At 49.6% G+C, this 1,794-nt stretch carries 2 protein-coding genes; one reads left to right on the top strand and one right to left on the bottom strand.

Going from position 1 to position 1,794, the window contains the following annotated elements; translation table 11 throughout:
• Positions 1–77 precede the first annotated feature (77 nt).
• The gene (locus tag ADK28_RS00760; RefSeq protein WP_065426256.1) at positions 78–707 is read right to left on the bottom strand and encodes a hypothetical protein; all 630 of its coding nucleotides are present in this window, start codon (positions 705–707) and stop codon (positions 78–80) included.
• 416 nt (positions 708–1,123) lie between these two features.
• Between ADK28_RS00760 and ADK28_RS00755 the strand changes: the two genes are divergently transcribed.
• Positions 1,124–1,765: a hypothetical protein gene (locus ADK28_RS00755; protein WP_048794635.1), complete on the top strand. Its 642-nt coding sequence runs from the start codon at positions 1,124–1,126 to the stop codon at positions 1,763–1,765.
• The last annotated feature ends 29 nt before the right edge of the window (positions 1,766–1,794 follow it).

Below are 1,794 nucleotides of genomic sequence, written 5' to 3'. Positions count from 1 at the left end.
CCGCCATAGATTTCATCGGGTGCATTCCAGCGTTTATTGCAGGGTTGCTCTACAAAGGGTTTGCTTCATCATCTTGTTTACTTGGGGACCAGGGGCATATCCCCAGCCAAAAATGAGCGGATCGCACTGTCGATTATCTCGCGAGTGAGCACCGACTCTTCCACGATGACTTGCAAACCAATGCCGCTACGATAGCCATATTGAATGCGATAGCCAGGAGTAATTACAGGCGGATTGTCGCGCATGACTTCGGCCAAGCGTTTATCAATGTAGTCGAAATAGGTTAATCCACCGAATTGAGGATAAGAAACGCGGGTACGTTCTACCACCGTATGGCTAGCCACCTTCCCTTTCGCATTGTAGTTTTGTGTTGTATCCATGCGGGCTTCATCTTCCTGCTGGTTTTGGCTCAACATGGCATGAGCCTCTTCAAACACCAGATTTTCCACAATATCCGCACGCGCTACCTCAATGGTAATGATCTCCGCATTCCAGTACACATCTGGCGAATTACCCAAGAACAAAACATCGCTCCAGGTCCACATCCAACCCGCAGCAATGGCCTCTGCATTTTCAGAATCGAAATCATCATAATGCAGCCCTCCGCAGCGGTGACGCTCGCGGTGGATCAGATTCTTGACGTGTTGTGTCCGGGCACGACGCCGACGGCGGGAAAGAGTATTAAATGGTTTGTTTCTACGGATCATGGTTCACTCTGCGCGTGCTCGCTGGGAGGAATCCAGCTGTATAGTTTAGCTAATGGGAATAAGGAAATCTACTTGCTAACAAGAGGTCAAAAAGTATGGAAAGGCCTGGGCAATATGCCGCATATCATTAATGTGCAGGGACGAAGTCAATGTGCTAAATCTATCTAGATGTCGAAAACTTATTACCGTACCTCAAGTTCACGGGCAATAGCCTTTGGCTGGCCCTCAACTATCAAGTCATACCAACGAACCTGCATTATATTGATTTGCACAGAGTGCGTCTTCGCACGTAAGCAGCCAGTTAAGCATCCCACCGAGATCTGGATCTACGTCATGAGCGCAAGTTAATAGTTTTAGAAATCAAGCTAATTAGCATAATATCTCTTAACTGAAGGGATATGGAGCCGCAGAAATAAATGAAGACACGGCAGTATGCGCAAAAATCAATCTTTGATCTGGAAGCAATCTTCGAACAGTCCCGCAACAATGTTAGTGAACTTGAACAGCTGTTGAGCGAGCTGACTTTTCGCAACACTGCCAGGGCGCGGACTCTGACGTCTAAAATCGAGCAATCTCTAACTACATTTAGCGACCGCAGCGAGGTCGCCATGTCGGCTTCCAGCCCATCAACATGTAATCTCGATTCGGCGTCCATACAATTTTCTCAAGCAGTGCCCCACAATGCACCTGCAACGGTAGAGCAACTGCAACCGAAGGCTATCCCAGACACTGCCATGCGACAGCAATTCGACAAAGGCCAAATCGATCTAGGTCCACTGCCGTCTTTCTCTCCGTCAGATAAAGCGAATGATGCGCGAGCAATACTGGCAGCATGGACAGCCCTCGAAGCACTATCGCCTCAAGGTTATAAACGCCCAGAGGATATGGCAACCGGCGACCGCTCCAGGGTTGCTCTATTGGAGCGAGGTGTTCCATGGGGACCAAATGCCCGCAGCAAGCCCAGTTATAAGCTTTATTTCGAGGTCGTCCTCGGCTCCATCGCTCTCGACAAGGCGACGGACGAGCTGGTCAAGGTTTTTGGCGAGGATGAGGCGTGAGTTGGGCTGGCGGCCGCAGGAAACCTTCG

The organism is Serratia sp. 506_PEND (assembly GCF_001076875.1).
GTDB classification, from domain to species: domain Bacteria; phylum Pseudomonadota; class Gammaproteobacteria; order Enterobacterales; family Enterobacteriaceae; genus Serratia; species Serratia marcescens.
The sequence above is the reverse complement of the archived record's forward strand: the minus strand, read 5'-3'. Positions and strand labels throughout refer to the sequence as shown.

Coding starts and splice junctions, on each gene's coding strand:
- ADK28_RS00760 (WP_065426256.1), bottom strand. CDS start 707: ATGATCCGTAGAAACAAACCATTTAATACTCTTTCCCGCCGTCGGCGT.
- ADK28_RS00755 (WP_048794635.1), top strand. CDS start 1,124: ATGAAGACACGGCAGTATGCGCAAAAATCAATCTTTGATCTGGAAGCA.